The 20,707-nt window shown below is 69.1% G+C and carries 27 protein-coding genes; 24 read left to right on the top strand and 3 right to left on the bottom strand.

The features are described 5' to 3' along the window. Window positions 1-572: 572 nt before the first annotated feature. A complete protein-coding gene (locus tag FZ938_RS17150) occupies window positions 573-869 on the top strand; it encodes a DUF736 domain-containing protein (protein ID WP_149199667.1) in 297 nt (98 codons plus the stop codon). 297 nt (window positions 870-1,166) lie between these two features. Further along, window positions 1,167-1,340: a hypothetical protein gene (locus tag FZ938_RS30605; RefSeq protein WP_174757499.1), complete on the top strand. Its 174-nt coding sequence runs from the start codon at window positions 1,167-1,169 to the stop codon at window positions 1,338-1,340. Window positions 1,341-1,524: 184 nt separating this feature from the next. Here the strand turns inward: FZ938_RS30605 and FZ938_RS17145 are convergent, their stop codons facing one another. Then, window positions 1,525-1,800: a helix-turn-helix domain-containing protein gene (locus FZ938_RS17145; protein WP_149199666.1), complete on the bottom strand. Its 276-nt coding sequence runs from the start codon at window positions 1,798-1,800 to the stop codon at window positions 1,525-1,527. Between the two features lie 113 nt (window positions 1,801-1,913). Between FZ938_RS17145 and FZ938_RS17140 the strand changes: the two genes are divergently transcribed. From FZ938_RS17140 to FZ938_RS17035, 22 genes are all read left to right on the top strand, one after another. Further along, window positions 1,914-2,183, top strand: a complete 270-nt coding sequence (locus FZ938_RS17140) for a DNA -binding domain-containing protein (RefSeq protein WP_149199665.1) — start codon at window positions 1,914-1,916, stop codon at window positions 2,181-2,183. A 214-nt stretch (window positions 2,184-2,397) separates the two neighbouring features. After that, window positions 2,398-2,607, top strand: a complete 210-nt coding sequence (locus FZ938_RS31060) for a transcriptional regulator domain-containing protein (protein ID WP_136703593.1) — start codon at window positions 2,398-2,400, stop codon at window positions 2,605-2,607. A 7-nt stretch (window positions 2,608-2,614) separates the two neighbouring features. Further along, the gene (locus FZ938_RS17130) at window positions 2,615-3,214 is read left to right on the top strand and encodes a DUF2285 domain-containing protein (protein WP_246458144.1); all 600 of its coding nucleotides are present in this window, start codon (window positions 2,615-2,617) and stop codon (window positions 3,212-3,214) included. 107 nt (window positions 3,215-3,321) lie between these two features. Beyond that, complete coding sequence (locus tag FZ938_RS17125; protein WP_149199664.1) at window positions 3,322-3,567, top strand: helix-turn-helix transcriptional regulator; 246 nt, start codon at window positions 3,322-3,324, stop codon at window positions 3,565-3,567. 11 nt (window positions 3,568-3,578) lie between these two features. Next, window positions 3,579-4,595 carry a replication initiator protein A gene (locus FZ938_RS17120; RefSeq protein ID WP_149199663.1) on the top strand — a complete coding sequence of 339 codons (1,017 nt, stop codon included), beginning with the start codon at window positions 3,579-3,581 and terminating at the stop codon, window positions 4,593-4,595. Further along, window positions 4,592-5,245, top strand: coding sequence for a ParA family partition ATPase (gene parA, locus FZ938_RS17115; RefSeq protein WP_149199662.1), 654 nt, complete (start codon window positions 4,592-4,594; stop codon window positions 5,243-5,245). Before FZ938_RS17120 ends, parA begins: the two co-directional genes overlap by 4 nt. Next, window positions 5,242-5,487 carry a ribbon-helix-helix domain-containing protein gene (locus tag FZ938_RS17110; RefSeq protein ID WP_149199661.1) on the top strand — a complete coding sequence of 82 codons (246 nt, stop codon included), beginning with the start codon at window positions 5,242-5,244 and terminating at the stop codon, window positions 5,485-5,487. Before parA ends, FZ938_RS17110 begins: the two co-directional genes overlap by 4 nt. Next, on the top strand, window positions 5,484-6,137 hold the full coding sequence (locus tag FZ938_RS17105; protein ID WP_149199660.1) for a nucleotide-binding protein: 654 nt from the start codon (window positions 5,484-5,486) through the stop codon (window positions 6,135-6,137). The genes FZ938_RS17110 and FZ938_RS17105 overlap by 4 nt, the downstream gene beginning before the upstream one ends. 325 nt (window positions 6,138-6,462) lie before the next feature. Beyond that, window positions 6,463-7,203 (top strand): hypothetical protein, encoded by a 741-nt coding sequence (locus FZ938_RS17100; RefSeq protein WP_149199659.1) that lies wholly within the window; start codon window positions 6,463-6,465, stop codon window positions 7,201-7,203. Beyond that, a complete protein-coding gene (locus FZ938_RS17095; RefSeq protein WP_149199658.1) occupies window positions 7,200-7,547 on the top strand; it encodes a hypothetical protein in 348 nt (115 codons plus the stop codon). The genes FZ938_RS17100 and FZ938_RS17095 overlap by 4 nt, the downstream gene beginning before the upstream one ends. A gap of 11 nt (window positions 7,548-7,558) precedes the next feature. Continuing rightward, on the top strand, window positions 7,559-9,043 hold the full coding sequence (locus FZ938_RS17090) for a type IV secretory system conjugative DNA transfer family protein (protein ID WP_149199657.1): 1,485 nt from the start codon (window positions 7,559-7,561) through the stop codon (window positions 9,041-9,043). A 13-nt stretch (window positions 9,044-9,056) separates the two neighbouring features. Further along, on the top strand, window positions 9,057-9,419 hold the full coding sequence (locus tag FZ938_RS17085) for a hypothetical protein (protein ID WP_149199656.1): 363 nt from the start codon (window positions 9,057-9,059) through the stop codon (window positions 9,417-9,419). Then, window positions 9,416-10,456, top strand: a complete 1,041-nt coding sequence (locus tag FZ938_RS17080) for an ATPase, T2SS/T4P/T4SS family (RefSeq protein WP_149199655.1) — start codon at window positions 9,416-9,418, stop codon at window positions 10,454-10,456. The genes FZ938_RS17085 and FZ938_RS17080 overlap by 4 nt, the downstream gene beginning before the upstream one ends. A gap of 40 nt (window positions 10,457-10,496) precedes the next feature. Beyond that, on the top strand, window positions 10,497-10,730 hold the full coding sequence (locus tag FZ938_RS17075) for a hypothetical protein (protein WP_246458155.1): 234 nt from the start codon (window positions 10,497-10,499) through the stop codon (window positions 10,728-10,730). A 40-nt stretch (window positions 10,731-10,770) separates the two neighbouring features. Beyond that, on the top strand, window positions 10,771-11,052 hold the full coding sequence (locus tag FZ938_RS17070) for a hypothetical protein (RefSeq protein WP_246458142.1): 282 nt from the start codon (window positions 10,771-10,773) through the stop codon (window positions 11,050-11,052). A gap of 16 nt (window positions 11,053-11,068) precedes the next feature. Further along, the gene (locus FZ938_RS17065) at window positions 11,069-13,552 is read left to right on the top strand and encodes a conjugal transfer protein TrbE (protein ID WP_149199652.1); all 2,484 of its coding nucleotides are present in this window, start codon (window positions 11,069-11,071) and stop codon (window positions 13,550-13,552) included. Further along, window positions 13,549-14,472, top strand: a complete 924-nt coding sequence (locus tag FZ938_RS17060; RefSeq protein WP_246458140.1) for a TrbJ/VirB5 family protein — start codon at window positions 13,549-13,551, stop codon at window positions 14,470-14,472. Before FZ938_RS17065 ends, FZ938_RS17060 begins: the two co-directional genes overlap by 4 nt. A gap of 30 nt (window positions 14,473-14,502) precedes the next feature. After that, a complete protein-coding gene (locus tag FZ938_RS17055; protein WP_149199651.1) occupies window positions 14,503-14,685 on the top strand; it encodes a hypothetical protein in 183 nt (60 codons plus the stop codon). Window positions 14,686-14,691: 6 nt separating this feature from the next. After that, window positions 14,692-15,966, top strand: coding sequence for a type IV secretion system protein (locus tag FZ938_RS17050; protein ID WP_149199650.1), 1,275 nt, complete (start codon window positions 14,692-14,694; stop codon window positions 15,964-15,966). Next, a complete protein-coding gene (locus tag FZ938_RS17045) occupies window positions 15,963-16,781 on the top strand; it encodes a hypothetical protein (RefSeq protein ID WP_246458138.1) in 819 nt (272 codons plus the stop codon). The genes FZ938_RS17050 and FZ938_RS17045 overlap by 4 nt, the downstream gene beginning before the upstream one ends. Beyond that, window positions 16,778-17,734 (top strand): TrbG/VirB9 family P-type conjugative transfer protein, encoded by a 957-nt coding sequence (locus FZ938_RS17040; RefSeq protein ID WP_149199649.1) that lies wholly within the window; start codon window positions 16,778-16,780, stop codon window positions 17,732-17,734. Before FZ938_RS17045 ends, FZ938_RS17040 begins: the two co-directional genes overlap by 4 nt. Beyond that, window positions 17,731-18,711 (top strand): TrbI/VirB10 family protein, encoded by a 981-nt coding sequence (locus tag FZ938_RS17035; RefSeq protein WP_149199648.1) that lies wholly within the window; start codon window positions 17,731-17,733, stop codon window positions 18,709-18,711. The genes FZ938_RS17040 and FZ938_RS17035 overlap by 4 nt, the downstream gene beginning before the upstream one ends. A 22-nt stretch (window positions 18,712-18,733) precedes the next feature. On the opposite strand, the gene FZ938_RS17030 is transcribed toward FZ938_RS17035, so the two are convergent. Beyond that, entirely contained in the window at window positions 18,734-19,636 is a 903-nt protein-coding gene (locus FZ938_RS17030) for a LysR family transcriptional regulator (RefSeq protein WP_149199647.1), read from the bottom strand. 30 nt (window positions 19,637-19,666) lie between these two features. Further along, window positions 19,667-20,593 (bottom strand): electron transfer flavoprotein subunit alpha/FixB family protein, encoded by a 927-nt coding sequence (locus tag FZ938_RS17025; protein WP_149199646.1) that lies wholly within the window; start codon window positions 20,591-20,593, stop codon window positions 19,667-19,669. Between the last annotated feature and the right edge of the window lie 114 nt (window positions 20,594-20,707).

Here is a 20,707-nt window from a genome sequence, read left to right as displayed (position 1 = left end):
CGGCCGGTTTCGGACCGCCGTACCACCGACACAGACAGGGCTGCCTTCCCCGCGAGCATTTCCTGCGACCAGCCGGGACGGTTGCGCAAATGCCGGCATTGCTCAGGGGCCACGCGACCGGTCTCCATCTCGGCAATCACGCCGACAACGCTATCACGGCGAGGGTCGATAGTTCGGCCCACTTCCAGCGGCCCGGACCAAAGTTTGTGGTTGCAGGAATCCCGGCACCATCTGTGTCCACATGCGGGTTCTTGACCGGTGCCGTCCTGGTCTCCCCATCGCCGCAGCCTTAGATACCGGCCACCCCGACCTTCCTGGTGCTGGCGACCTTCACGCCGGGTCCGGCTGCCTTGGCAGCCCGGCCTCGATCCCGCAACGGTCGGAGCGCCGCCTTCTTCCCCGCCGTGCTCGGCTGACGCCTGTGCGCGGCTCCTCGCGAGCCAAGAAGCCGGCGCTCCGGACCGTCCTGCGCTGCGCTGCGGCCCTGGCGGGTGCGGGCCGGCCGCCCGGCGCCGTCCGATCGCCATCAAGGCCGCGGTGGTCGCGGTCGAAGCCAGCAGCGGAGACGACAGATGGCACAGATCGGAACCTTCACCTGCATCGAGGACGGCTCCTTCACCGGGACGATCAGGACGCTCACCCTCAACATCAAGGTCCGCTTCGTTCCTGCCGAAAAGAACAGAGACAAGTCGCCCGACCTGCGGGCGATGTGCGGCCCGATCGAGATCGGTGCCGGCTGGCGGAAGGCGGCCAAAGAGACAGGCCGGCCCTACCACGCGGTCAAGCTGGACGACCCGAGCTTCCCCGCGCCGATCTACGGCAGCCTCGTCGAGGTCGAGGGCGGATACGCCGTCATCTGGTCCCGCTGAGGTCCAGGTGGATCGCAGCGCTCCCGTCCGGGCGCTGCGATTCCGCCGCAGGTAGGCCCTTGGAGGACGTTGACAAGGGAAAGGGCGATGCCATCCCCAACACGTCTATCCATCTCTTCCGACCTCCCATCTTACCATGCCGGCCCGGCCCGCCTCGAGGACGAGCGGTTCCCCCAAAATGCTGGCGCATTTCGGCTCCCCCGCTCGCCGGCCCGGCCGGTCGCCTGCGGCGATCCTCGACTCGGCCCGATCCGTCATCGTCGGCGGCCTGCTGTCTTTCATTGACAGGAGGGAGCGATGCTGACCGTCGACCGCCAAATCCGCGAACTGCGTGCTGAACTGGAGAACTGCGCCTTGACCCGTCGGGAACGGACCCAGGCCCTGCTGGAACTGAACGCGCTGATGGCCCGGCAGACGCAAATGGCCACCGCCGTCGCGATCCGGGCTGCCGAGAGAGCAGCGCCCGGCTGAGGCGCTGTTTCCATCCGAGTCAGCCGACCCGCGCGACAAGCCGATAAACAACGCTTCCGGAAATCCGGATGTCCGCCGTTGCGGATTTCCGGATTGGTCGGCTTCCGGCCGGGCACTATTGGTGACGTCGACCGTTCAGCTCCGAAGCGATGGTGGTCAGAATGTCGAGGCATACCCATGTATGCTACGGCTTGACGTCGCCATCGGGGCGCGGGATTGCGGCCAGTTCGGAGAGGTACGGGTGACCGGAAGGCAAAGTCAGCAGATCGCCCGGCAGGACCGCCAGCGCCTTGGCCACCTTGCCGAGCGTGACCACCGTCGCCTTATGCTCGGCCCGTTCGATCTGGCCGAGATAGCTGCGGTCGATGCCCGAACGGTGTGCGAGCTCCTCCTGCGAAAAGCCCCGTTCCCGCCGCAGGCGCCGGATGTTCGCGGCCAGTATGTCGGGCAGATCCTCCATCGCCAGGATGGAGCCTTATTGCGGGAAAGGTCTCCACGGGGTAGATCTCCCATTCGACCGCGCTCCCGCCTGCAGTCCGCAGCCGGTGCCGGACGCAGTGCCGGAGGGGCAGCATGAGCAAGCCGCGCATCGACGCGCCGGTGTTCGACGAGGCGCCGACCGGGGAGGCCCTCACCGACTATGACCGCCTCCATCTGGTCACCTATCTGCGCCTGCTCGACGCGGCCGCCGACGGCGCCGATCCGGATGAAGTCGCCCGGATCGTGCTGCGCATCGACCCGGACGAGGAACCCGAGCGCGCCCGGCGCGCCTATGACAGCCATCTCGCCCGCGCCCGTTGGATGACCGAAAATGGCTACCGCCACCTGCTTGGTCCGAGTTAACCCGTCTTTGCCGTTCGGCTTGGTTGGGCTACAGCGGCGTCTGCAACGTGCGGTTTCGCCAAAAAGATCAGCCATTTAAACACTCCAGCCGATCGGGGTGGTCCGGTGCCGCTTATCCCCTGATCGGCGCCACCGGCCTAGCGTCGGCGGGAACGATCCGCAACGTTGGCGCGTGGATGTGCATCCGTCCCTTCCCCTGTGATGAGACGGTTCGATGACGAACATGCGAGATTGGCGGTCCGCTGCCGACTATGCCGATACGGTGAGGCTGTCGGCGTCGGGTTGGGCCTGGGAGTTCCTGCGCCGCAACCCGGAGTACCGGGGCGAGGTGGGCAAGCCGTCCCCCAAGCCGAAGGACCGGGCCTCGCGCGGCCGGCGCTGGGGGTTGTTTTGTTGCCGAGGAGCCCGACCGGGAGGCCCATGAGGCCGCCTTGTTCTGGCTCCCTGACCTTCTGCCGGGCTTGGTCCGGCTGATCCCGGCTCCGTCCGGCTATCTGCCAGCACTCCAGGCCGCCGATCCGATGGTCGACCCGATGGCCGGGCCGGGGCGACGGTCGATGCTGCCGACGCCGGACGGCCTCTATGTGGTGATCGCCGACGGACCGCGGGAGCGCCGCTTCCTTGTGCTGGCGTCGGACCTGCCGGCGCCGGGCGTGCCGCTGTTGGCCACCGTGGCCTTCGATGCGCCGTTGGCGCCACAGGTCGCCGGCATCGAGCGGTTGGGCCGGGCCTTGTCCGGTCCCGAGCCGCCGGCCGATCTCACCGCCTATCAGGCCGCCATGCTGCGCCGGGTCCTGCAGGGGCTCGACGCCACCCTGGCCGGCGCCAGCCTGCGCGACACGGCAACCGCCCTGTACGGCGAACGGCGGATGAGCGAGGACTGGTTCCGTGCCAGTCCGCTGCGCGATCGGGTCCGTTACCTGATCCGCCGCGGCCGGCAGCTGATGACCGGCGGTTACCGGGACCTGCTGGTTGGCCGGATCGGCCGCCTGCCGGGCGTGCCGCCGCCAGGAGAGGGGCCGGGGGAATAACCGCACCCCGGCCTTTTCCCTCCCTCGCCCCGTCTTCCTTTCGCGAGCCTTCCGCCATCCTGCGCCACCGCTCCCGGCGATGCGCTTGCGATCACGGAGGCTCGCCCATGTCCGATCCCGCCGGCATTCTGCCGCCCCGCTTTCTGCGCACGCCCGAAGCCGGGCGCTTCCTTGGCCTGTCCGGCCGGACGCTGGAAAAGCACCGCGTCTACGGCACCGGGCCGCGCTACCGCAAGATCGGCGGCCGGGTCGTCTATGCGCTGGACGATCTGAAGGCCTGGGCCGACCAGGGTCTGCGCACCTCGACCTCCGATCCCGGCGCCGGCACCATCCGGCCGGCCCGCCGCTCGTGAGGGAGGCCGCCATGGACCGGCATTTCCTGTCGCTGCCCAAACCTCTGGCGCTGCGCGACATGGCCGACCTGATGGTCTGGCCGTGGTTTAGCCTGGCCAAGACGCCGCGGCGCCTGCCCATCGTTTTCGAACAGAGCGATGTCGCCATCCTTGTCGAGCCCACCGGAGCGCTCGGTCTCGCCACCATCTGGGACGCCGACCTCCTGCTCTGGGTGGCCAGCCGCTGGACCGACATCCTCGACATTGGACGGACGCCGAACCGGCGATTGGAGGTGTCCCCTTATCGGCTGCTCCGCGACCTCGGCCGCGGCACCGGTCGTCACGACTACGCCTTGCTGCGCGCCGCCCTCGACCGGCTGGCGGCGACCCGGGTGGAAACCACATTGCGCGCGGGCGATCTGGAGGGGCCGGCCCGCTTCCGCTGGCTGGAGTCCTGGGAGCCGGGCAAGGACGGTGTTGTCCTAACCTTGCCGGATTGGCTGTTCTCCGCGGTGTGCGAGCGGCGGGTGCTGACCCTCGACCCCGGCTACCTCGCCCTCACCGGCGGGCTGGCGCGCTGGCTCTACCGGCTGGTGCGTAAGATGGGCGGCCGCCAGCAGGGCGGCGGTGCCATCGGCCTGCGCCGGCTGCACGCCCGCAGCGGCAGTCCGGCCCGCTACGCCAACTTCGTCGTGGGCGTCCGGCGCATCGTCGCCGCCGGTCTGCCCGGCTACCGGCTGTCGATCGTGCGCACCGGCGGCGAGGAGCGGCTGCTGTTCTCCCGGGAGCGCACCGCGGCGAACTTTTCCACAACCGGCTGTGGAAGGACTGTGAATGCGCTCGGGACATCGCTTTCGGATCGTATCGGGACATCGGCCCTGCCGGTCGCGGGAGAACGCGCACCCGACTCGGAGTCAACCCCTTGGCCTGCCTCGCCGATTCGCCCCTATAACGTCTATAACTTAAACAGTAACAGAATCTTGGCTGCTGACTCCAAGACTCCTCTCCCTGTGGATAAGCCGGTCCGGGCAGGGGAGGTGGGGTCATGATCGTGGCGCTGCTGAACCAGAAGGGCGGCGTCGGCAAGACCACGCTCGCCACCCATCTCGCCGGTGAACTGGCCCGGCAGGGTTCCCGCGTGCTGCTGGTCGACGCCGACCCGCAGGGCTCGGCGTTGGACTGGGCCGAGCAGCGCAATCGCGAGGGGCTGCCCCGGCTGTTTGCGATGATCGGGCTGGCGCGGGAGACCTTGCACCGCGAGGTGCCCGACCTGGTCTCCGGGGTCGAGCATGTGGTGATCGACGGACCGCCACGGGTGACGGCGCTGGTGCGCTCGGCGATCCTGGCGGCCGAGCGGGTGCTGATCCCGGTGCAGCCCAGCCCGTTCGACGCCTGGGCGTCGGCCGAGCTGCTGCGCCTGCTCGAGGAGGCCCGCGGCTGGAAGCCCGGCTTGTCGGCCCGTTTCGTCCTGAACCGCTGCATCGCCCGCACCCGGCTGTTGGCCGATGCGCGGCGTGAGCTGGCCGGAGTGGTGCCGCCGGCGATGGCGGCCTCGGTAGGTCAGCGCGTCGCCTTCGCCCGCTGCGTCAGCTCCGGCCGGCTGGTCTTCGAGAGCGAACCGCAGTCGACCGCGGCCCGGGAGATCGCGGCGCTGGCCGCCGAGCTGCTCGAGCCCATACAGCCGGAGACCGGGCGATGAGCGGCGGGCGGATCGGCTTTGGTGCACGTCCCGTCGTGGCAGAGCCCACGCCGGACGCCTGGGTGCGGCGGGGCGAGGCGTCGCCGGCCAAGGCGGAAATCTACACCGCGCGGCTGACGGTGGACATCACGCCGGAACTGCGCGGGCGGATCAAGGTCGCCGCCGTCCGCCGCGGCGTGACCATGGCGGTACTGCTGCGCGAGCTGCTGGAAACCCGCTTTGCCGGGGAGGAGGGGCCATGATCGCCGCCCTGGTCAACCTGACGCCCGGCGTCGGCCGGACCATGCTGGCGGTCAATCTGGCCGGCGAGCTGGCGCTGCAGGGCAGGCGGGTGGTGCTGCTCGACATCGACGGCGTTTCCGGCACTGGGGACTGGATCGCGCGGCGCCGGGCCAATGGGATGCCGCTCCTGTTCGACAGCGCCACGATTGCCGGCACCCAGCTGTGGCATGGACTGGGAGGTTTCGCCGCCAGCTTCGATCATGTCGTGATTGACACTCCGTCCCGTTCACCGGCAGCACTGCGGGCGGCCCTACTGGCAGCCGAGACGGTGCTGATCCCGACGCGGCCGGATCGGGCGTCCCTCGGGCGCGGTGCCGCCACCCTGCAGCTGGTCATCGAGGCGCTGGCGGTGGAGCCGGCTCTCACGGCGTCGCTGGTGCTGAGCAAAGCACCCGATGGGTTGCGGGTCGAACCGGGCAGCGAGGCCACCGTGATGGGGCTGCGCCTGCCGGTCTCGGCGGCGGTGATCCGGCAGCGGCAGGCGTTCACCGACAGCATGGACACTGGGCTGCTGGTGCCGGAACTCGAGATGGCGGGGCAGGCCGAGGCCGACATCCGCCACCTCGTCTCGGAAACTTTCGGGCTGGCGACGGCCCCTGTGACCGGCTGATCAAGGGGCCGGCCGTCCTCTTGCGGCGGTCGGCGAACCTCTTCGCTCATTAACGCGCAAAGACAGGGAAACGGCCAAAGCCGGAAAGCTCCGGCGGGACTGTATGGTGGTCTGGGAAGAGAAGGAAATCAACGGTCAGCAAGATAAAGGGGCGGTTCGTCGTCGGTCATGATCGTTGATTTCCTTCATGTTTCCCTGTGGACGCGCATCCTGAAACGAACATGGGCGAACACAGTCTCTGTTCTCCCGTCACTCCTTTGAAAACTGTCATGGAGGCCGCGTCCTGGCCCATTGTCGGCTCCAGTTTTGGTGGAGGAGCAGCGGCATGCGGGGACGCGGGTCCATCTTCGACGGCCTCTCGGCGGACGACGGCTTCAAGGCGCGGATGAAGGCGCTGGTCGACCGTGGCCGCGCGCTGGCCCGCGGCTACGTTCGCCGCTCCGAGCGCCGGGTCAAGGTCCGCGCCGCCCCGGCCGGGCACGGCGCCTATGCCCGCCCGGTCAACGTCAAGCTGCTCTACCACGACCGCGCCCGCGGCGCCTTTCCCAACTCGGTCGCCGTGCTGGCCAACTACATCGCCAAGGACGGCCCGCTGTTCGATCGCGACCGCCTCGGCATCGACAAGGGCGAGGTGGCCGCCGCCTGGTCGGACGATCGCCGCGTCTTCCATGTCATCGCCAGCCCGAACGACGGCCACCGCATCGACGACATGGTCGCCTACGGCCGGGAGATCATGACCGCCTGGGAACGCCGGGTCGGCGAGCTGGAATGGGTGGCGGCGGTGGAGCGCAAGCCTGACATGGCTCACCCGGACGGCAACCGGCACCTGCACGTCATGATCCGCGGCGTGCAGGACGAGCGCGACCTCTACTTCGAGCGCGAGGTCGTCACCCACTGGTTTCGCCACGATGCGGTCGAGGTCACCACCCGGACGCTGGGCTGGATGGACGAGCGCGAGCGGCAGGCCTACGAGCGCCAGCTGGTCGAGATGCAGCGCTTGCGCGAGGAGCGTGGCCGTGAGGCCGGGCGCGACGGCCTGGACGAACTGGGAGGGCGCGAGCTGTGACCCGCCTTTCCCGCGTCGCTGTTGCCTACGGCCTCGCCGTCTGGCTGTTGACCGTCCAGGTGGTCACTGAGCTGGTCGGCTGGCTCTTCGCCTGGCCGGAGGTTTTCGGCGGCCTCCGTCTCGGTGCCGTCGCGCTCTTTTGGCCCGGTCAGTTCCTGACCTGGCGCGGCCTGCTGGCGCCCGGTCATCGCTGGATCGTCACCGTCGCCACCCTGGTCTGCGTCGCCGGCGCCCTGGCGTTGGCGGTGCGCATCGGCCTCGCCCTGCGCGGCGACCGCGGTCCCCGCTTCGGTGCTGGCCGCTGGGCCGGAGACGCCGACGTCCGCCGCAGCGGCCTGCTGTGACGGGGGCGGCGATGACAGACACCTGCATCGTCCTCGGCGCCTGGAACGGTCGGCCCCTGCGTGAACGCACCCTGCAGCCGGTCCTGGTGATCGGCCCCACCGGCTCGGGCAAGACGACCACCACCGTTCTGCCCACCCTGTTCGCCGGCTGGCGGGAGAGCGCCGTCGTCTGGGACTTCAAGGGCGCCATGGCCGGTGATACGGGCGCGGCGCGCGAGCGTTTCGGCGACGTCATCGTGCTTGACCTCGCCCAGCCCGGCGGCCCGCGCTACAACCCGCTGATGGCGGTGCGGCCGAGTGCGCATCTGGTGCCGGACTGCCAGCATGCCGCCCGCATCCTCACCGAGGGCGAGAAGGAGGGGCACTGGCGCAACGCCGCCTTTTCCTACCTCACCGGCGTCTTCGTCTATCTGCTGACCGCTGCGGCGGATGCCGAGAAGTCGCTGGCTGGCGCCCGCCGGCACATCCTGCTCGGCGACGACGGGCTGACGCTGATGCTGGCGGAGGGCGTTCATCCCACAGCCCAGCGCGCCGCCCAGGAGCTGTGGGACAAGAGCGTCGCCGCCGACGCCGAACCGCCGGCGTCAGGATTGGACGAGGAGGGCAGGAAGGACGCGCCGGCCCGCAAAGGCGGACGGGGTGGGGCGGTCGACAAGAGCCTGCATTACCGCAAGTCGGTCTATGTCACCGTCTCGGTGCTGCTCGCCGAGTTCGAGGATTCCGTTCTCGACGCCCAGACCGCCGCCAGCGACTTCTCGATCTCTGACCTCGTGGCCGGTGAGCGGCCGGTGACGCTTTACATCGTCGCCCGGCCGATGGACGCGCGGCGCCTGCGCCGGGTCTTCACCCTGATCCTCACCCAGATGATCGACTTCCTCACCGTCGACCGGTCTCTGGCCGACGATGGACGGGCGCGGCGCTGGACGTTGCTGGTGGCGTTGGACGAGTTCCTGCAGTTCCGCATGGCCGAGGCGGCGGAGTGGATCCGCTACGTCCGCGAATACGGCATCCGTCTGCTGCTGCTCGCCCAGAGCCTGGGCGAGGTGGAGGAGCGCTACGGCAAGGGCCTGACCGCCAACACACGGCTTGTCGTGTTCCGGCCGAATTCGTCGGATGAGGCGGAGCGGATCAGCCGGATGGTCGGTGAGGCGATCGAGGAGGTGCCGACGCGCTCGACCTCGAAGGGGCTGCTCGACCTGGTGCCGACGGTCAGCCGCGGCGTGCGGGTGGACCGCCGGCCGGTGCTGCCGATGCACGCGGCGCTGGAGATGGACGGCAACGACCTGATCGTCTTCGGTTACGGCAAGCCGATCCGCGCCACCCGCCTGCACCCCTACAGCGATCCGGCCTGGGCAGGCTTCTACGGGCCGCCAGCCAAAGGCTGGACGCCACGCCCGGAGGCCAACCGCTGGTTCAGCAGGCAGGGGGAGGGACCGATCGTCCCCGCGAAGCCGGCACGTCCCGCCCGTCCACCCCGCCGCAAGACCATCGTGTGAAGGGAGGATCGCCGTGAGCCGCGACACTGGCAACGCCGCCTATGCCGAAGAGCTACGCAAGCTCCGCCACGTCTCCGCTCGCATTCCCGAGGCGCTGGCCCGGCAGGTGGAGATCGTCCAGGAGCGTCACCGGTTCCGTCACTTCTCCGACGCCGTCACCCTGGTGATCGACCACGGCCTGTCGGCGCTCGCCCGCGCCCGGGTCGAAGAGAACCAGATCGAGGCCACCATCCTGCGCATCGAGGACATGATGGTGACCCAGCTCGCCCTGCTCAATGTCGGGCTGGAGGTCGATGCCGAGGCGGTGGCCGAGACCCGGACGGCGATCCTGGAGGAGTGGTCGCGCCGGGGTCGCCGCGGTGGGGCGGCGTCATGAACGGGCCGGTCATCACCGAGGAAAGCCTCGACCGGCCGGCGCTGCTTCTGGCCTCGCTGGAGCGGCTGCGCGCGGCGCTGTTCGGCGACCTGCTGGCCCGCGACGATGTCGCCAACGTGCTGGTCTTACCGCCGGCTGGAGGGGCCGGTCTGTGCCGCGTGGTGGTGAAGAACGGCCCGGTGCCGGAGTTTGTCCGCACCGTCGAGCCGGCCCAGGTGATGCGCTTCCTCGCCACCGTCGCCGGCTTTGCCCGCCGCGAGCTGCGCCGCGACCGTCCAACGCTGGACGCCGTGCTGCCGGTCACCGGTGAGCGCCTCCACGCCGACATCCCGCCGGTGACGCCGGGGCCGTCCTGCTCGATCCGCAAGCCTTACCGCGGCCGCATCACGCTCGACGACTGGGCTTCCACCGGCGGCGCGACAACACTCCAGGTCGCCCTGATCCGCCGGCTGATCGCCGCCCGCCGCACCGTGGTGATCGCCGGCGATGTCGACACCGGCAAGACGACGCTGCTGCGCGCCTGCCTGGAGGAGCCTGCCTTTCAGCAAGGGCTGCCCGCCGTCCTGCAGGATCCCTTCGAGTTCGAGCCGTCCTGTCCCTTCGCCTACGCGATGGTCGCCGATCCGCTGGCCGACCCGCCGGTGACGCTGGAGGCCCTGGTGGCCGGCGCGCTCCGGGTGCCGATGACGCATCTGGTGCTGGGCGAGGTCCGCCGGGCCGAGGCGCGCGCCATGGTGGTCGGCTGGACCACCGGCCATCCTGGCCTGTGCACCGTGCATGCCGGCTCGGCCTGGGACGCGCTCGATCGCGTCGCCCAGATGGTCGGCTTGGGCGGCATCGCGATGGATGCCCTGCAGATGCGCTGGATCGCCAAGGCCGTCGACGCGGTGGTGCATCTCGCCCGTCACCCCGACGGGCGGCGCTTCATGAACGAAATCGTCCGGGTCGAGGGCTACGACCCCGCCCGCGGCTTCCTCCTCCGTCCGCTGGGGGCGGGGGATTTCACCGGTGGAGGTGATGATGACGAGCAAGGGTAAGTCATACCGGGCGCTCGCTCTGACGTTAACGTTGGCCGCTGTGAGCGGTCCGGCGCGGGCGCAGGTGATCGCCAACCTCGGCGCCGAGCTGCTGTCCTGGCAGGCGGTGTTCGACACCAACTTCGTGCCGATCGCGGTTACTGCCGGGCTGCTGCTGGCGCTGGTCGCCGCGATGTTCTCTCGCATCGCTGGGGTCGTGGTGTTCGTCTTCACCGTTGCCGGCGCCGCCGCCTACGGCGCGCGCGACGCCATCATCGCGCTGGCCGGGGGCTGAGGTGGAGGCTCCGCCGCTGCCGGACGGATGGGAGAGGCCGGTGCGCCGCACCTCGGTGCGGCCGACCAAGATGCCGCTCGGCGTGCCGATGGAGCTGCTGGCGATCGCCCTCTGGCTGGCCGCCGAGCTGTGGCTGGCGCTCGGCGCCCTCCCCCAGGCGGTGGCGGGGTTCCTCGCCGTCTTTCTCACCGCGCGCCACCTGACCCGCCGTGATCCCTGGTGGCTGGAGATCGTCCGCCAAGGCACCGCCGCTTGGCTGGCCCGCGTCCTCCGCACCCGCGGCGCCTCGCTCGGCCGCTCTGCTTATAAAGCTCCCCGCTGATTGGAAAGAACCGATCATGCTCGACCTGACCGCCTTCGACGACGGCTTCGACGCGCTGTCGCGCCACCTGCCTTGGGACTGTTTCGTCTGGCCCGGCGTCGTGCTGCTGGAGGAGGATGGCGCCCTGATGGCCGTCGTCGAATATGGCGGCCGCGACCAGAGCGTGCAGGATCCGGCCGAGATCCAGCAGACCGCCACGGCCGCCGCCAACGTGTTGTTCCCCTTCACCGGCGGTTGGACCTTCCATTTCGAGATGCAGCGTCGCTGGGGCCATGGCTACCCGCGTGGCACCGGCGCCCATCCGGTCGCCAGCCTGATCGACGCCGAACGCCGGGAACGGCTCGACGCCGCCGGTCGGCAGCTACGCTCGCGCACATTCATCGCCATCACCTTCACCCCGACACACCGGCAGGCCCGCCGGTTCGCCGGCTGGTTCACCCGCAATCCGCCGGAGCGATCCCGGCCGGACGTGATGCGCGATCATGTCGAGCCCTTCCGCCAGTTGGTGCTGCAGTTCGCCGGCCTGCTCGGCCGCGCCGTCGGCTGGGCCCACATGCTCGACGACGATGCGGTGATGACCTTCCTCCATTCCTGCGTCTCGCCGGTCGAGCAGCCCCATGTCGCCGCTCCCGACATTCCCGGCTTTCCGATCAAGGCCAACCTCGTCGATGTCGGTTTCCTGCCGGGCTCCTTCCCGGCCTGGAGCAATGGCGCGGAACGCTGGCATGTCCGGGTCGTCGGCATCGGTGGCTACCCCAAGGCCAGCCACCCCGGCCTGCTGAATGCGCTGGACGCGCTACCCTTTCCCATCCGCTGGTCGGTGCGCTTCGAGGCGATGGACCATGTCCAGGCCCGCGGCGTCTTCGCCGCCCTATGGCGCAAGCACGACGACACCGCCTACGACTGGCGCTCGGTGCTGCTGCGCGCCGTCGGTGGCTTCACCGCGCTGCGCCACGATCCGGTCGGCGTGCTCGAAGCGCTGGAAGCCGAGGCCGCCCGGCTGGAGGCCGAGCAGGCCGGCACCAGCTCCGGCTGGATGACGCCCACCGCCGTTCTGTGGGGTTCCTCCGTCGAGGAGGCCGAGGGCCGTCGGGATGAATTCGTCAAGGCGCTGCGCTCGCTGGGCTTCACCGCGATCGAGGAGAGCTGGGGTGCCGAGCGCGCCTGGTACGGCACGCTGCCCGGCCATGTCCGCCCCAATCCCCGCAAGGTCCCGCTGACCCAGGTCCAGCTCGCCGACTTCCTGGTTCTGTCCGCGGTCTGGGGCGGGCCGGAGCGCAACCCGCATCTGCGCTGCGACCCGCTGGCCCAACTGGAGGCCGAGGGCGGCACACCCTTGAGGATCGACCTGCACCAGGGGCCGGACGGGGCGGCGCTGGTGATCGGACCGCCGCGCACCGGCAAGTCCACCGTGCTCGCCTTCCTCGGCCACCAGTTCCTCGTCCGGGTGCCGGAGGGGCGGGTGGTGTGGGTCGACGTCGACGCCACCGAGAGCACCAGCCTCGCCGCCACCTGGGCGGCCGGCGGCGAGTTCCTGTCCATGGGCTCCGGCGACCTCGCCTACGCCGATCTGGCGCTGCAGCCGCTGGCCGACGTCGACACCCCCGGCGGCTTTGCCTGGGGGCACAACTTCGTGATGGAGCTGCTGCGGGTGCAGGGCCTACTGGTGCCGGGCGGGATTTCTGCGGCCGAGGCCGGCGATGCGGTGGATTCGGCGTTGCACTTGCTGGCGGCCTCGCCACCGGGGGAGCGCACCTTGTCGCACCTTGCCCATCTGGTGCCCGACAATCTGGTGCGGGTGGCGCTGGAGCCCTACTGCCGCGGCGGCCCCTATGGCGATCTGGTCGATGCCGGCGAGGACCGGCTGCTCGGTTCCTGTTGGACCACGGTGGACATCGGCGCGCTGATCGACCGTGGACCAGGGGCCGCCCCGGTGATCCAGGCGCTGTTCCGCCGCTTCTACCGGCTGTTCGCCGACGGGCGGCCGACCCTGTTCCTGGTCGACGAGGCCTTCAAGGCGCTGAAGCACCAGCCGGCCGAGATGGACGAGCTGCGCCGGCGCGGGCCGAAGAAGAACGTCGCGCTGGTGCTGGCCACCCATCAGCTCGACGACATCGAGGGCTCGGCCATCGCGGCGCTGCTGAAGACCATCCGCGTCCTGCTGCTGCTCGCCGATCCCAACGCCGCCAAGCGCGCGCTTTACCGCGACTGGGGGCTGAACCGGGCCGAGGCCGCCCTGGTGGCCGGCGCCATGCCGCGGCGCGACGTCTTCTTCAAGACGCCGGACGGCAGCCGGCTCGCCCAGCTTACCCTCGATCCGGTGGCGCTCGCGGTGTGCGGCTGTGGTGGGGCGGCGCAGCGCCGGGCCGCCTTCGAGACCATCGCCGAAGCCGGACCTGCCGGCTTCGCCACAGCCTGGCTGCGCCGGCACCGGCTGCATGAGGCGGCAGCCATCCTGGACCGTGCTGCGGCCTCCACTTCCCCGGGAGAAGCATCATGATCCTGCGTTTCCGAGCTGGCGTTTGTTCGGCCCTTGCCGCCCTTGCCCTGTTGGCCTCGACGGCGCTCACCGTCACTCCATCGCCCGCCGCCGCCCAGATGTTCGGCGGTGGTGGGTTGGGAGGTTTGTTCGGTGGCAGTGGCGGCGGCGGGTGCGGTGGAGAGAGCAACGGGCTGTTCGGCCTGATCATATCCGCGGCGGTCGGCTATTTCACCGGCGGGGTGGGCGGGGCCGCGATGGGCGCCGGCTCCAGTCTTGCCGGTGGCGGCCAGGGGCAGAGTCCGGGCTGCCCGATCGTCGAGAGCAAGCCGCTGATGGTCGAAGGGATGGTCCAGCGCCAGGAGGTCGAGATCATCGCCCAGACCGCGCATATGCTCACCCAGATCGACAACATGATCCGGATGCGCGCCCTGTCCGGTCTCGACAGCCGGGCGCAGGTCGCGGCCCGCCTTGGCGACGTCCGCCGGGCCGCCGACGGCGTCGGCCGGGTCCAGTGGAGCCTCGATGGCGTCGACCGCCAGTTCACCGCCCTCTACCCGGACGTGTTGGCCACCAATCTGGATGCCGAAGGGCTGGCTGCGCATCAGGCCGAGCAGGCCCGCCTCGCCCGCGATGCCAGCCGGGCCAGCAAGCGGGTGTCGGCCGACGTCGTCACCAGCATCGAGGCCTATCCGCAGCGGGCACGCGACCTGATGGCGGCGCTGAAGGCCTGCGACGGCCAGACCTGCGCCATCGACACCGGAGCCCAGGCGACCCTGCTCAACGCCGAGATGGCCGGCCAACTCCTGATGCTGCAGGCCGTTCATGGCCGCGCCCTGGAGGCTCAGCTCGATTACGAGCAGGCCGCCGTCGAGCGCGCCCGCCAGCAGACGATCCTCAGCTGGCGCGGCCTCGACACCTACGGCGCCCCCGGAAGCTGACCCCGGACATTGAACAGAGAGAGCTGAACCATGAGCTTCGCCCGCATCGCCCTGATCTTCGCCGGCCTTGTCCTGCTCAGCGTTCTCGGCGCCGCCGCGCTGGTCGGGATGATGCTGACCGACGACGGGGCCTGGACCCGCGAGCGGCTGGAGCGCCTGTCGGACTGGCGCGGCATCGAGCGCTATCGCGCCGTGCCGCCCGGCCGGGAGTGACCGGCCATGGACGTCAGCGGCCTGTCGATCGCCCTGCATCAGCTGACCGCCATGGTGGTGACCGCCCTCGGCCTGCTCGGGCCGGACGCCCACCAAGCGCTCCGCCTGCTGATGATGCTGTCCTACACGCTGGCCCTCTTGCTCTGGCTGTTCGAGGGCAAGCCCGCGGTCCATGGCCCTTTCCTGCGCATGCTGTTGAAATTCACCGTCATCGGTGCGCTGGTCGAGTGGTTTCCCACCGGCTCGGCCGCCCTGATGCAGGCGGCGGCCCGGCAGGGGCTCAGCCTCGGCCCCGGTGCCCCCTTCGCCCTCGACGATCCTGGCTACATCGCCCATCTCGGCATCCAGGCGGTAATCCCGCTGATGTTGCGCGTCAAGGAGATGCTGGGGCCGGTCGACTTCTTCCTGAACTTTGTCGAGATCGTGATCTTCCTGCTGGCGGCGCTGGTGGTGATCGTCAGCTTCTGCATCCTGGCGATTCAGGTCTTCCTCGCCTTCCTGGAATACCGGCTGCTGTCGCTGGCCGCTTATCTGGCGATCCCCTTCGCGGTGTTGGGGCCAACCAGCTTCGTCGCCGAACGCGCCATCGGCTACATCGCGGCGTCGGCCATGAAGCTGTTGGTGCTGGGCGCCATCATCGCCGTCTGTGGCGCATCCCTGACCAGCCTGACCTTCCAGGGCACGCCGACTCTGGCCCAGGCTTTCGGCGTGGCGGTGCTGGCCGCCGCCATCTTCGTGCTGGCGATCAAGGCGCCGCGCGCCGCCGCCGGCTTGGTGAATGGCGGGCCGGTGATGGACGGCATGACGGCGCTGGCCGCCTTGTGGACCGCCGGCTGGCTCGGCGCCCGTAGCGTCGCCGGTGGAGCCGCGGCATCAAGTGGAGCTGCCGGCAGCGTACTGGCTGGGAGCACCACGGCCCTCGGCCTGCTGCGCACCCTGGCCGGTGGCGCCACCGCTTCGGTCGGCACCATGCCCGTTAGCGGATCCGGCGGAACCGGGCGGCATTATCCGGCCGGGCGCTTCGGTGGGGCAGGGGGAGGTGCCGGGCAGGGGAGCGCCCAGCGGTCTGGCGGCGGCTGGGACAAGCCGATGACCGAGGCCCAGCGCGGTCAGCTCGACCGTCTAGCCGCCGGCCGGACCTATCCCGCCGACCTCACCCGTGGGCAGGCCAGCCGCCTGATCGAGGAGTGGGGCGGTGAGGACTCCTGGCTGCGCGCCGCCGACGCAGCCGGCGCCCGCAAGCCGAAACCCGACGCTCCAGAGAAGGGAGATCCATCATGAGGGAGCGCATCGTCAACGCCTACGATCCGCCGCCGGCCGGGGTGCCGGACAGCACCCGCTACCTGGAGGCGATGACCTACCGCGCCAGCCGCGAGGCCAAGGCGCTGCGGCTGAAGCGCTGGTATCTCGGCCTCACCATCCTCAGCCTCGGCTGGGGCGGGCTGATGACCTGGGACAATCTGCGCGTCGCCGGGCAGCTGGTGGAGATCGCCCGCACTAAGCCGGTCTACCGGGTCGAGCAGGCGCTCGACGGCCATCAAGCCCTTTTCCTGCTCGACACCACCCTCAGCGTCAGCAAGGGTGCGCGGATCAACGCGGTGTCCTGGTTCATCCGCTGGCAGCGCCAGATCGGCACCGACCCGGTGATGCTGGCCAAGGACCGCGCCGCCGCCCGCGCCCGCCTGACCGCCGGGGCTGAGAAGAAATGGGATGCTCTGGTGGCGGCCGATCTCGACCCGGCCGAGGGCTGGAGCCGCGACGTCGCCGACATCCGCGTGCAGGAGCGCGAGGCTGATCCGAAGACCGGGGCATCCTCCTTCTATGTGGTGTGGACCGAGACGGTCTATCGCCGTTTCAAGCCGGAAAGCCGGGCGCTGATGAGCGCGGCGGTGGTGACGGTGGACGGGGTGCCGCGCGACGGCGCGCTGGATGGGGTGTCGATCACAGGCTTTTCCCAGCCCAGCGGCACCCCGCTGGCGCTGGAGCCGCGTGACGCCGCGAAGGCGGCTCGGTTCGATCCGGCCGCAGCACCATCGACACCAGCCATTCCGCCCCTTCCGAGCCCTCCGACCCCATCGACGGAGTCCCAGCCATGACCCGCCTGTTTCCCTGGCTGGCACTGCCGCTGCTGGCGGCCTGTGCCACCGAGCCGCCCTTGGTGCCGATTGCCGAGCCACCCGATCCGCCTCGCACCTACACGATGGCCGATCTGCACGTTCCGCCGACACAGATGGAGCGGGAACCGAAGGAGAAGCACAGCGCGCGGCCGTCGCGGGCGCAGACCCGCAGCTGGGTGGGGCAGGCCAACGAAGCGGCGCTCGACCTGCCGACCCTGACATGCTTCAAGGGCAAGAGCTGCGAATACTGGTATCAGCCCGACCAGCAGTATCTCGTCTACATGGCCGAGGGGAACCAGACCTTGGTCTGCCTGAAGCCGGGCGAGGTGGTGCGCGACATCGTGGCGCCGGGCGCTCAGGTGTGGATTCCGCACCAGCCCTACAGCTTCGGCAAAGGCAAACAGCGCACCGAATGCGTCGCTTTCATGCCGCGGCGCGCCGGACTGAACCAGCAGATTTCCCTCTTCACCAACGAGCGCAAATATGACCTCAACGTCGAGACGCACCGGCGGGTCCATCATGTCGAGGTGCGCTGGCGCTACCCGGAGGATTGGCTGGCCACGCTGAACGGGCCGCAGGCTCTGACCAGTGGCGCACCGTCGGAGGGCCGCGACCGCACCACCGAGTTGGCCTTTCGGGACCGCCGCTGCAGCTACACGCTGGACGGCGACACGCCGGAGTGGCGGCCGGTGCCGACGGCGGACGGCCAGCCGCCGGTGTGCGACGACGGCGAGGTGACCATCATCAACTTCACCCCCGGTGCGCTCGGCGCCTACGGCGCGCCGGTGCTCTGGCGCATCGCACCGGACGGCACCCGGATGCCGGTGCAGTACGGCCGGATAAACGCGACCTACCGGGTCGCCGGCGTTCACGACCACCTGCTGCTGGGCCTCGGTGCTCAGGAGGTTCACATCCGCAGGAGCAAGCCATGACCGCACCGGAAAACACGCCGCTTGCCGATCCGCTGGCCCGCCGCCGGGTGGTGGTGTCCGGTCCCCACCTTGTCCGCATCCTCCTGGTGAGCGGCGCCGTCCTCGGAGTTGGCTTAGCTGCTTACATGATCGGTCGCGGCCAGGGTGACGGTGGGACGGGCAAGCAGCCGATTTTGTTCGACCAGCGTCTGCCGGACGGCAAGCTGCCGAGCTACGCCGACTTGACGCCCCCTTCGCCGTCGGCCCCGCGGGTCGAGCCGGCGAAACCGGCGCCGGCCCCTGTGAAACCGCCCGCCCGGGGGCCGGTGAAGGAGGACGAGCTGCGGAAGAAGGCGATGGACGCCGGGGTCGGTGGCTGGAGCCGCAAGGAACAAGACGAAGGGGGTTCGGCTGGCGCTTCAGGCCGGACGGATTTTGTTGCGGCCGGCGGCGATTGCGTCGTGCCGGCGGGAACGCCGATCCCGCTGCAGACCATCAGCCGGGTGGTGACCGAACGTGGCGGGGTGCTGACCGCCCAGGTAACGCGGGACGTCTGGGATTCCGGCTTCGCCTGCCTGGCGGTGCCGGCCGGCTCAACGGTGACGATGGAGGTCGGTAGCGGAGCGATGAAAGGGCAGAAGCGCATCGCGGTGACGAAGCCGGCGATCAGCCGGCCTTGGCCGCGCAACGACACCGTTCATCCGGCGGCGATGGCGTCCGACGCGAACGGGGCCGGTGGATTGCCGGGCTCGGTGGAGGTGCCCTGGGTGCAGACGGGTCTGCTGATTGGTGCCAGTGCGGCGGTGGACCTCGCCTCGGTGGCGCTGACCGGAGGCGGCAGCTTGCTGGGGGCCATCCTTGGCCGTGGCATGGAAAGTCCGCTCGACCGCGCCGCCAAGGACATGCTGCAGCGAGCGCCGGTGATCATGCTGGAGGCAGGAGAACCTCTCATGCTGGTGCTTCGTGGCGCTCTGCAGGCGGACGACTTCCGATCATGAGCCTGCAATCGAAAGGGTACGATCACAAGCCATCTTCAGTATCGGTTTCCTTTAAGGAGCGAGCGATGGTGAGAAAGCGTTGCGCCGCCGGCGTCGGGCCCGATACCGGCCACATCGCGACAGTGGTCACCTTCAATGGGGGCGATAGAGGCCGGCCCACAATGCCTGGCGTGGCGGCGAGAGCCGAACTCAAGGCGGGCAGGGCCGTGATACCCAAGCCGGCGGCAACCAGCATCAGCCGGGTTTCTAGAAAAGATGCTTGTGAGGTGACATCAATCGTGAGGCCAGCCAATCGACCGGCCGCCAACAGTGCATCGTCGATCGCACTGTTGTCATTGCCTCTGTTCAAAATCAGAGATACTCCCACCAACTGGTTGACGTTGATCATGGAGGCTGTGACAAGAGGATGGGTAACCGGCAGAACAAGATGGATATCATCCTCCCAAAGTTTCTCAGCATGCTTGATGTCAGCGGTCATCGTGGTGGGCAGCAAGACAAGGTCGAGCAGGCCGTTGTCTAGCTGCCATCGATAGTTCGAACGCAATGTGTCGTTAACAATTGCTCGGCCGTGGAAGGAAATGCTCTGAAAGCGGCTCAATACGTTTGTAAGTCGGGTGGTAACGATGTCGCGCGTGATCCCGAGGCGTAGCGAAACGTCCATACCGCTTCCGACTTGGCGCGCGATCCGTACCGCTTGGTCGAGAGAGGAGAGTATGTTTTGTACATCGTTTAGAAAGATCTTTCCGGCCCGAGTCAGGCGTGTTCCCGATGGACACCGGTCCACAAGGGAGGCACCGACGTCAGCTTCCAACGAGCGGATCGACTGGCTGAGAGCTGGTTGTTGAAGCCGGAGTCGACGGGCAGCCTGATGAAGGCTGCCCGTCTCAGCCAATACAGCAAAATGGCGAAGATGCCGCAGATCCATGATAAGATGATGATGGGTTGGTAGTAATGGTCAGATTATTTTAGCGAAATCAGGTACCGCTTTGAATAGGTCGGCGACGAGGCCGTAGTCGGCGACCTGAAAGATTGGCGCCTCTTCGTCCTTGTTGATGGCGACGATCACCTTGCTGTCCTTCATGCCAGCCAGATGCTGGATGGCGCCCGAGATACCGACGGCAATATAGAGCTCCGGCGCAACGATCTTGCCGGTCTGGCCGACCTGATGGTCGTTCGGTACGAAGCCGGCATCAACCGCCGCGCGCGATGCACCCACAGCTGCGCCCAGCTTGTCGGCGATGTCTTCCAGCAGGCGGAAGTTGTCGCCCGACTGCATGCCGCGCCCGCCAGAGATGACGATGCGGGCCGAGGTCAGCTCCGGACGCTCGGACTTCGACAGCTCGGCCGAGACGAAGCTCGACAGGGCGGGATCGGCCATGACGGCGACGCTCTCGACCGGCGCGCTGTTGGTGGCTGTCGCCGCCTCGAAGGCGGTGGTGCGGACGGTGACGACCTTCACCGGGTCGGCCGATTGCACGGTGGCGATGGCGTTGCCGGCATAGATCGGCCGCTCGAAGGTATCGGCGGAGACCACGACGGTGATGTCGGAGATCATCGCCGCGTCGAGCAAGGCCGCGACGCGTGGCAGCACGTTCTTGCCGGCCGAGGTTGCGGCGGCGAGGACATGGCTGTAGCCGGAGGCAAGCGAGACCAGCAGCGCAGCGACGGGCTCTGCCAGGGCATGCTCGTAGGCGGCATTGTCGGCGAGCAGCACCTTGGTGACGCCCGCCAGCTTGGCGGCCTGCTCGGCAGCCGGGGCGGCGTTGCGGCCGGCGACCAGCAGGTGGATGTCGCCGCCGAGCTTGCTCGCGGCGGTGACCGCATGGGCGGTGACGGGCTTGAGGCTGGCGTTGTCGTGGTCGGCGAGGATCAGGATGGGCATGAGGTGGGTCCTTGATTGGCGGGTGGTGAGGTGTCGGCTGCGCATTGCCCCCTCCCTAACCCCCTCCGCTTCGGTGGGAGAGGGGACTGCCGCCGCTTCGCGAGTAACTCACGC

The sequence above is a fragment of the Azospirillum oryzae genome (assembly GCF_008364795.1).
Classification (GTDB): domain Bacteria; phylum Pseudomonadota; class Alphaproteobacteria; order Azospirillales; family Azospirillaceae; genus Azospirillum; species Azospirillum oryzae.
This window is presented reverse-complemented; position numbering and strand designations above follow the sequence as displayed.

Coding starts and splice junctions, on each gene's coding strand:
- FZ938_RS17050 (WP_149199650.1), top strand. CDS start 14,692: ATGGACGTCAGCGGCCTGTCGATCGCCCTGCATCAGCTGACCGCCATG.
- FZ938_RS17030 (WP_149199647.1), bottom strand. CDS start 19,636: ATGGATCTGCGGCATCTTCGCCATTTTGCTGTATTGGCTGAGACGGGC.
- FZ938_RS17100 (WP_149199659.1), top strand. CDS start 6,463: ATGCGGGGACGCGGGTCCATCTTCGACGGCCTCTCGGCGGACGACGGC.
- FZ938_RS17125 (WP_149199664.1), top strand. CDS start 3,322: ATGTCCGATCCCGCCGGCATTCTGCCGCCCCGCTTTCTGCGCACGCCC.
- FZ938_RS17105 (WP_149199660.1), top strand. CDS start 5,484: ATGATCGCCGCCCTGGTCAACCTGACGCCCGGCGTCGGCCGGACCATG.
- parA (WP_149199662.1), top strand. CDS start 4,592: ATGATCGTGGCGCTGCTGAACCAGAAGGGCGGCGTCGGCAAGACCACG.
- FZ938_RS17150 (WP_149199667.1), top strand. CDS start 573: ATGGCACAGATCGGAACCTTCACCTGCATCGAGGACGGCTCCTTCACC.
- FZ938_RS17060 (WP_246458140.1), top strand. CDS start 13,549: ATGATCCTGCGTTTCCGAGCTGGCGTTTGTTCGGCCCTTGCCGCCCTT.
- FZ938_RS17040 (WP_149199649.1), top strand. CDS start 16,778: ATGACCCGCCTGTTTCCCTGGCTGGCACTGCCGCTGCTGGCGGCCTGT.
- FZ938_RS17145 (WP_149199666.1), bottom strand. CDS start 1,800: ATGGAGGATCTGCCCGACATACTGGCCGCGAACATCCGGCGCCTGCGG.
- FZ938_RS17065 (WP_149199652.1), top strand. CDS start 11,069: ATGCTCGACCTGACCGCCTTCGACGACGGCTTCGACGCGCTGTCGCGC.
- FZ938_RS17120 (WP_149199663.1), top strand. CDS start 3,579: ATGGACCGGCATTTCCTGTCGCTGCCCAAACCTCTGGCGCTGCGCGAC.
- FZ938_RS30605 (WP_174757499.1), top strand. CDS start 1,167: ATGCTGACCGTCGACCGCCAAATCCGCGAACTGCGTGCTGAACTGGAG.
- FZ938_RS17140 (WP_149199665.1), top strand. CDS start 1,914: ATGAGCAAGCCGCGCATCGACGCGCCGGTGTTCGACGAGGCGCCGACC.
- FZ938_RS17055 (WP_149199651.1), top strand. CDS start 14,503: ATGAGCTTCGCCCGCATCGCCCTGATCTTCGCCGGCCTTGTCCTGCTC.
- FZ938_RS17035 (WP_149199648.1), top strand. CDS start 17,731: ATGACCGCACCGGAAAACACGCCGCTTGCCGATCCGCTGGCCCGCCGC.
- FZ938_RS31060 (WP_136703593.1), top strand. CDS start 2,398: ATGACGAACATGCGAGATTGGCGGTCCGCTGCCGACTATGCCGATACG.
- FZ938_RS17090 (WP_149199657.1), top strand. CDS start 7,559: ATGACAGACACCTGCATCGTCCTCGGCGCCTGGAACGGTCGGCCCCTG.
- FZ938_RS17025 (WP_149199646.1), bottom strand. CDS start 20,593: ATGCCCATCCTGATCCTCGCCGACCACGACAACGCCAGCCTCAAGCCC.
- FZ938_RS17045 (WP_246458138.1), top strand. CDS start 15,963: ATGAGGGAGCGCATCGTCAACGCCTACGATCCGCCGCCGGCCGGGGTG.
- FZ938_RS17110 (WP_149199661.1), top strand. CDS start 5,242: ATGAGCGGCGGGCGGATCGGCTTTGGTGCACGTCCCGTCGTGGCAGAG.
- FZ938_RS17080 (WP_149199655.1), top strand. CDS start 9,416: ATGAACGGGCCGGTCATCACCGAGGAAAGCCTCGACCGGCCGGCGCTG.